This is a genomic window from Terrabacter carboxydivorans (genome assembly GCF_039532035.1).
GTDB lineage: Bacteria > Actinomycetota > Actinomycetes > Actinomycetales > Dermatophilaceae > Terrabacter > Terrabacter carboxydivorans.
This window is the reverse complement of sequence record NZ_BAAARE010000047.1, coordinates 1-7,151: the sequence shown is the minus strand read 5'-3', so window position 1 is coordinate 7,151 and position 7,151 is coordinate 1. Positions and strand designations below refer to the sequence as shown.

Genomic DNA, 7,151 nt, shown 5'->3' with positions numbered 1-7,151 from the left:
CCGCGATGGCGGGCGTCCGAGCGGTCTGGGAGTCGCAGCACGGGCCGGGGTCAGTAGTGGGGCTCGCCCCGTCGGCGGCGGCCGCGGAGGTGCTGTCCGAGGCGGTAGGGGTGCCGACGGAGAACACCGCGAAGTGGCTCGCGGAGGCGGCCCGTCAACCGTCTCGTCTCGCCGAGCTGGACGAGCTTCGCACGGCGCTGGATCGCGCAAGCCCGTCGCTGCGGACGCGCACGCTGATGCGTCGCGCGCGTGAAGTCGCTGCCGACATCGACCGATGGCGGCTGCGCCCGGGGCAGCTCGTCATCGTCGACGAGGCATCTATGTCAGGCACGTTCGAGCTCGACTCGCTGACGGCATACGCCCGCAACGCCGGCGCGAAGGTGCTCCTCGTCGGGGACTGGGCGCAGCTGTCCCCGGTCGCAGCCGGTGGCGCCTTCAAGCTGGTCGCAACGGACCGCATCGACGCACCCGCGCTGCATGATGTGCGCCGGTTCCGGCATGAGTGGGAGCGCGCGGCCTCCCTCAAGCTGCGGGTCGGGGCCAAGGGTGTCGCGGGGGAGTACGTGCGGCAGGGGAGGGTCCTCGGTGGCGACCGCGAGTCGATGCTCGACGAGCTCTTCGCCAACTGGACCGACGACGTCCAAGCCGGCCGCAGGTCACTCATGGTCGCCGCCGACACGGCCACCGTTGCCGACCTGAACCGCAGGGCCCGCGCACACGCAGTTGCTGAAGGAGCGGTGGCGGAGAGTGGGGTCACCGTCGTGGACGGGTCCGTGATCGGCGTCGGGGACGTCGTGGTGACGCGCCAGAACCAGCGCGCCCTAGGAACCGGGGGCTGGGTCAAGAACGGCGATCAGTGGGTAGTCACCCGGGTTGGACGTGATGGTTCATTGCGCGTGCGGCGTGATTCCGGTGGGGGAGTGGCCCATCTCCCGGCCGAATACGTCTCTGCCCACGTGGAACTCGGTTACGCCACGACGGCCCACCGTGCCCAAGGACGGACCGTCGACACGACCCACGCCTTCGTCACGGCCACGACGATGCGCGAGCCTCTGTATGTGATGGCGACGCGCGGTCGTGAGAGCAACATGGTGTACGTCGACACGGCATACGACCCCGACGCCGCAACCTCGCACGAGACGCCCGCAATGTTGGACGCCACCGCGGTGCTCGAACAGGTGCTGGCGCGGTCCGGCGCCGACCTCAGTGCCACCGAGACGAGAGCCCGAGAGCAGGCGCAGGCCATCAGTCCCGCTCGACTCGAGGCCGAGGGCGCTGCAGTCACGGCCGTGAAGCGCTCACGGGGAGCCCCCGGTCGCCTGGAGCAGGAGGCGTCGGCTCGGGTCTTGTAGGGTCTGGCACAACTTGCGCTGCTTGAGTTTCGTCCTGAACTGACGCTTTGACGTTAGCCGTCGCGGTGGTGTGTCGGTAGTGATGGTCGCCAGCTCGACGGGTGGCATGAGCCTGATCTCGTCGTAGAGGCGTCGGTGGATGAGCCAGTCGATGTACTTCGCGACCGCGATCTCCAGGTCATCGATGCAGCGCCATGGGCCACGGATACGGCTGGGCTCGGCCTTAACAGCGCGTCTTCATGCGGGTGGCCTTTCGAGCCGACCGGGGCCATGAATGCGTCACTGTCCCCACACGATTCAGGCGGTGTTGCGACGACCGCGTGAACCTGGCCTGAACTCCCTTGTCCGAGTTGTAAATCAGTCCGGTGGTGTCCCGGCCGGCGCGAGCCCGGTCCCGCAGCGCCATCTTGAGGGCGTCCAAGGCCAGGTCGGTACGCAGGTTCTTGGCCAACTGTCAGCCCACGATGCGGCGGGAGATACCTGAACCAAGCCGATCAGGCTCCGGTAACGAACTTCATCGTGCGGTCCTTCAAGTGGCCGCTTGATCTGGAGGCAACCATGACACGCAAGATCACGCTCCTCGCCGCTGTCCCAGCCCTGGCTCTATGTTTGGCGGCCTGTGGGACTTCAAGCTCCGATGTAGCCGCCTCGACGTCCATGGCCACGACAACGTCGAATCCATCAGTTTCGAGCAGTAGCAGTGCTGGAAGTTCGGCTGTGCCGTCCACCTCGGCAAGCGGGGCCGCTGCCACGCCAGTCATCTCGATTGCCGACTTCGCCTATAAGGTACCGGCCTCGGTGGCCCCCGGCGCGAAGATCACCATCAAGAACGGTGACTCGGAGGCGCATACCGTCACATCCAAGGACGGCGGCTTCGACGTCAAGATCGACCCCGGAAGCTCGGCGACGATCACAGCGCCGATGAAGGCAGGAACCTACAAGTTCGTCTGTACCTTCCACGGCAACATGAGTGGGACGCTGGTAGTTCAGTGACCTCCATGACGACAGGTCGCCATGTCAACACGGGCAGTGTCTTCGCATGGGTCCTGCGTCTGCTCGTGGCGGCCGCACTTCTGGTCGATGCGGTGGTTCATCTGCGACTGGCGGGTGGGTACCAACAGTCGGCTCCGACCGGGATCGGTGCAGGGACTCTGTTTCGCATCGAAGCGTCGGTGGCCATCGTCGTGGCTGTGTGGGTGATCCTCAGCGGCAGTCGAAGGGCTTTCGTGGTGGCCTTTGCCGTGGGCCTGAGCGCTGCCGTTGCGGTCGTTCTCTACCGGTACGTCGACATTCCTGCCGTGGGGCCGTTACCGGCGATGTACGAGCCCGTGTGGTTCTTCGAGAAGTCCCTGAGCGCCCTCGCCGAGGCTGTAGCCGCGGCAGCAGCGCTCGTGGCGCTACTCATCTCTGCGCGTCCCCCTCGGCCATCGCGACGCGAGCCCAACCTCTAATCAGGGTCAACACTCACTACGGCTCGAAGAGGAGGAGGGAGTTTGCAACATTCGCTCTGACACCATCGAAGTACATGGCCTTGGCCCCGCGACCACGACCGCCGCGGTGGCGCGGGCGGCGGTGCGGCTGGCCTTCTCGACACCAAGTGCGCTCCCAGCCGGCGCATTTCAGGTGACCTTGGTCCTCACTTTCAAGAGTGGTGACGAGTCGCTCATCTACGCGATGCCAGCGCCAAGCTGTACTTGGACCTACTGACCAAAACGATCGGGGCATGTCGCAAGCCGAGCGCGCACTGGGTCGCTCCGCGAGCCCATAGGTCACGGATCGCCGACGGCCGACGGGCGTCTCGGCTCGGCGTGACCTAGTCCACGTGCATACCTCTAGTGGTCGTGGGTAGGTGAGGACGAAGCATGCGCAAGCATCCAGTTGAGAGCGTGAGGAGATTCGATGTTCGACAAGAGAAGCAACATCGCCGCCCAAGAAGCCTTCGGTGAGGCCATCAACACCGGCGACGTCGACAGGTTCGACAACCTCGTCGATCCGAGTAGCGTCGACCACGACCCAGCGCCGGGACAACAGCCTGGCCCCGCTGGCTACAAGGCCTTCTTTGCCGAGATGCGGACTGCGTTTCCCGATTTGCACGTCGAGGTCGAGACCCTCGTCGCGGACGACGACCAAGTGGCCATCGCCTACACCCTCACCGGCACACACGAGGGTCCGTTCCAGGGCCACCAGGCGACCGGCCGGTCCGTAAACATCCGCGGTATGCAGATCAGCAGATTCGTTGACGGCAAGATGACAGAACGCTGGGGCAGTTCCGACGAACTCGGCATCGTCACCCAGCTCGGGCTGACCGGATGAGTCGCATCCACGCATCGGTAGTACTCAGTCCCCGGCTTTACTGGCCTTGGCGTTCGGATGATGATGATCCGCTTGCGGCGACCGAACGCCCCAGTTTCGAGTGAGTTAGGCGGTCCCGGTGTGATGTTGAATCATGTGAGACAAGGGACGGGCCGCCCGCTGTTGCTCGTGCACGGACTGGGCGCTGGGTGGCAGTCATGGTCCCCGATCCTGGACGAACTGGCCGAAAGCCGTGAGGTAATCGCGGTCGACCTACCGGGGTTCGGCCAGACGCCGCCGTTGACCGGTGAGGTCTCGATCGCCACCCTGACCGACTCCGTCGTGGACTTCATCCGCGAACAGGGCTTGGACGGGGTCTCGACCGCCGGCCAGTCGATGGGCGGCCGCATTGTGCTTGAGCTCGCGCGGCGGGGAGTCGGTGGCGACACCGTGGCGTTGGATCCGGGCGGCTTCTGGAGTGACCGCGATCTGTTCGTCTTCGGCGCCACGCTGCGACCGTCGATCGCTGTGGTCCGCGCTTTGCGAGGCAAGCTGCCAGCACTGCTCGGCAGTTCTGTCGGAAGGACCGTGCTGCTGGCGCAGTTGTCGGCGCGGCCCTGGGAGCTCTCGCGCGAGACTGTGCTGCCGGATGTGAGCGGGCTGGCCGACTCTCCGGCGACTGGCTCCGCCATGGACGCCCTGACCAAGGGGCCGAAGCAGGCGGGAGCCCCGGCTGGCACAGTGCCCGGCCGGGTCTCCATCGGTTGGGGTCGTCGTGATCTGGTGACGATGCCGAGACAGGCCGCACGTGCCACGGAGTTGTTTCCCGATGCGGTGCTGCACTGGTTCGAGCGGTGCGGTCACTTTCCACAGTGGGACGCACCGCACGAAGCGAGCCGACTGATCCTCGACAGAACCGATTGAGGATTAGCGCTCGGGCTGCCGACGGCCGTTCTTCGTCGCCCTTAGGCGGGATCGGTCATGGAGAGACGCTCCGGAGCCCACACCTGGGCACGGGGATTGGAGTGCAGGCTGATCTCGCCGTCGAGAAGCCAGAACTCCGCGCTGCCGGCCGCGCAGGTCCTTTGTCTGATCGCTGACGACCGGGGAGCAGTTCGGCGAGTCGATGGCCGACGTGCGCCCCTCAACCGGCCTTTGCTCTCTTGGATGTCCACCTAGACGCCGGGCAGGACCCGGGGGTCAACCTGCTCGACTGGGACCTCCAGCAGCCGGCCGTGATACCCCCGCACTGGCGATCACCGACGCACGCGACCCGCTACGCGGCCCCAGGTGCAGAGCTCGCGGCTCAGCTGCACCAGGCCGGTGGCAGCGTGGAGCACCTGCACCCGCGACGGCGTCATGCATGAGTTCTTAGGCGCCGCCGTCCTCGGTAAGGCCGAGCATGCCCAACAACACGCAGCCGAGCGCTTCACCCGTGCCTTCGCCGTAAACACGCCGAACCGGCCCAAAACTTAAGGGGCCGATGCCATGACGGCTGTGCGAGCTCAACCGTCCGGGGCTCTGGCTCAGGTCGAGCTGGTGAGGTGTCCGAAGACCACGACGTTGTCGCGGTACTCGTTGCGGCTGTCGGTCGGGCCGCCACACGTCACAAGGCGGATCTCGGCCTGGGTGACATCACCGCGGTAGACGAGCTCGGTCGGGAACTGCGTCTTCTCGAACGCCTGGACCCGGTCGACCGTGAAGGTCAGGTGCGAGCCGTCCTGCCTCGCGACCTTGACGACGTCGCCGACCTTGACCCGGCGCAGCTCGTGGAAGATCCCAGGGACGCCGGACGGGGTGTCGACGTGGGCCGCCAGCACCGACGGGCCGAGCTGGCCCGGCGTGGGACCGGCGTCGTAGAGCCCGACCTCCTGGGCCGTGCCCGGCACCGAGATCGTGCCGTTGCGCTGGATGCTGAGAGGCACGAAGTGCGTCGAGCGGACCCCGATCGACGGGATCTCCAGGGACGTCGGCTCGGAGGCCTCGAGGAAGTCCCCGATGCCGCTGCCGTCCGAGCCCGAGGCCCCCGGCTTCGTTGTCGCCGGCGTCCCACCCTGACCGGGGGAAGCCGACGGCTGGGTCGACGGCTGGGTCGACGGGCTCGCGGACCGACTTGTCGTGGAGGCCGCCACCGCCGGCTGGGCAGAACCGGGCGCCCCCGAGGACCCTCGCAGGCCGAGCATGAGCGCCACGATCCCGACGACGACCAGGACGGCCGTGGCGGCGAGGGCCGCCGCGACACCCGCGCTGAGGCGGGTGACGCGACGGCCCGTCGAGGCCGACGCGGGCTCAGGCTGGGACTCCCGTGAGTTCTCCGGTGAGTTCTCGGGTGAGGTCTCTGGTGAGTTCTCAGGCATGGACCCGCTCCGTCCGGTCGTGTCGCTCAGGCGCGCGACCGCGCACGGCGAGCCGCGAACGCGCCGGTGCCGGCCGCAGCGAGCAGGGCCGCGCCACCGACGAGCATGAGGGCCTCGTTCTGGCCGCCGCTCTTGAGGGTGTCGGTGGGCAGGCCGCCACCGGTGTGCATGCCGCCCGCGGGGGCGACGCGCAGGGCGCCACACAGGGCCGGGTCGGTGGCCTCGGTCGGCAGCGACGGCATGAGGTCGCTCTTGGTGCTGCCGGAGTACTTGCCGTCCTTGTTGTAGTCGACGCCGTGGATCACGACGACGGACTCGCCGGCCGAGATCGCCTGGGCGACGTCGCTGGAGACCTTGATGCTGCCGCGCTGGTAGGCGATCTTGCCGCCGGGAGCAGTGCTGAAGCGGTCGATCGCGAGGCCGGACTTCGGGCTCGTGTCACCGGTCTTGGTCAGCGAGACGACGATGTCGCCGTAGGCGGGGCCGCCCTCGGTCGTGTTGATGTGCCCGTCGCCGTTCTTGTCGTCCGACAGGATCGGGCACTCGTGACGGGCCGCGGCGCCGAAGTGGATGTGCGCGGCGTGCGGGTTGTCGGGGAGCAGGCCGTTGGCCGCCATCGTGACGGTGATCGTGTTGCCCTTGACGTCGACCATGGCGGTGCCGCTGCCCTGGACGCCGTTGCCCGCGACCGGCTTGAGGTTCGCGCTGACCCAGGTGTCGGCGGCGAAGGCCGGACCGATGCTGAGGGCCATGGCGGCGGCTGCGGCGAGGCTGGCGCCGGCGATCCGAGTGGTGGTGGTGCGGGGTGTGTGGATGGTGCGCATGTAGTTCTTCCTCCTTGACGAGGAGACATGCCGTCCAGGATCTGCTGTTTCAGACGGGGTCGTCAGTCGACCATCTCCGGTCCGGATTCGGACCAGCCGCAATCTTGGATTGGAGACCCGGCCGTGAACCTGAACCTTGAACCTCAGGGGGCGCAGGCAGGCGTCATCCAGCACCACGAAGGGCCGCGGCGGGGAGATGCTGTCAACGGCGGCTGAAACTGGACCCCTCCGCGACGGGTGAAAATGGACCCCTTTCCTTTCTGGTCATCTCAGTCCTCGGCTCCCAGGGGTGTGGGGACGCGGCCGAGGTCGCGGTTCTTGAGTCG

At 67.2% G+C, this 7,151-nt stretch carries 7 protein-coding genes; 5 read left to right on the top strand and 2 right to left on the bottom strand.

The features are described from left to right. The 5 genes from ABD297_RS23315 to ABD297_RS23295 all read left to right on the top strand — a co-directional run. A partial coding sequence (locus ABD297_RS23315) for an ATP-dependent DNA helicase (protein ID WP_344257534.1) occupies nucleotides 1–1,352 on the top strand: 1,352 nt, incomplete at its 5' end. A 558-nt stretch (nucleotides 1,353–1,910) separates the two neighbouring features. After that, on the top strand, nucleotides 1,911–2,345 hold the full coding sequence (locus ABD297_RS23310) for a cupredoxin domain-containing protein (RefSeq protein ID WP_344257533.1): 435 nt from the start codon (nucleotides 1,911–1,913) through the stop codon (nucleotides 2,343–2,345). A gap of 5 nt (nucleotides 2,346–2,350) precedes the next feature. Continuing rightward, on the top strand, nucleotides 2,351–2,803 hold the full coding sequence (locus tag ABD297_RS23305; RefSeq protein ID WP_344257532.1) for a hypothetical protein: 453 nt from the start codon (nucleotides 2,351–2,353) through the stop codon (nucleotides 2,801–2,803). A gap of 448 nt (nucleotides 2,804–3,251) precedes the next feature. After that, on the top strand, nucleotides 3,252–3,665 hold the full coding sequence (locus ABD297_RS23300; RefSeq protein WP_344257531.1) for an ester cyclase: 414 nt from the start codon (nucleotides 3,252–3,254) through the stop codon (nucleotides 3,663–3,665). Between the two features lie 168 nt (nucleotides 3,666–3,833). Continuing rightward, complete coding sequence (locus ABD297_RS23295; RefSeq protein WP_344257530.1) at nucleotides 3,834–4,568, top strand: alpha/beta fold hydrolase; 735 nt, start codon at nucleotides 3,834–3,836, stop codon at nucleotides 4,566–4,568. A 602-nt stretch (nucleotides 4,569–5,170) separates the two neighbouring features. Here the strand turns inward: ABD297_RS23295 and ABD297_RS23290 are convergent. Further along, entirely contained in the window at nucleotides 5,171–6,001 is an 831-nt protein-coding gene (locus ABD297_RS23290; RefSeq protein WP_344257529.1) for a class F sortase, read from the bottom strand. Nucleotides 6,002–6,027: 26 nt separating this feature from the next. Beyond that, on the bottom strand, nucleotides 6,028–6,825 hold the full coding sequence (locus ABD297_RS23285; RefSeq protein WP_344257528.1) for a CHRD domain-containing protein: 798 nt from the start codon (nucleotides 6,823–6,825) through the stop codon (nucleotides 6,028–6,030). Between the last annotated feature and the right edge of the window lie 326 nt (nucleotides 6,826–7,151).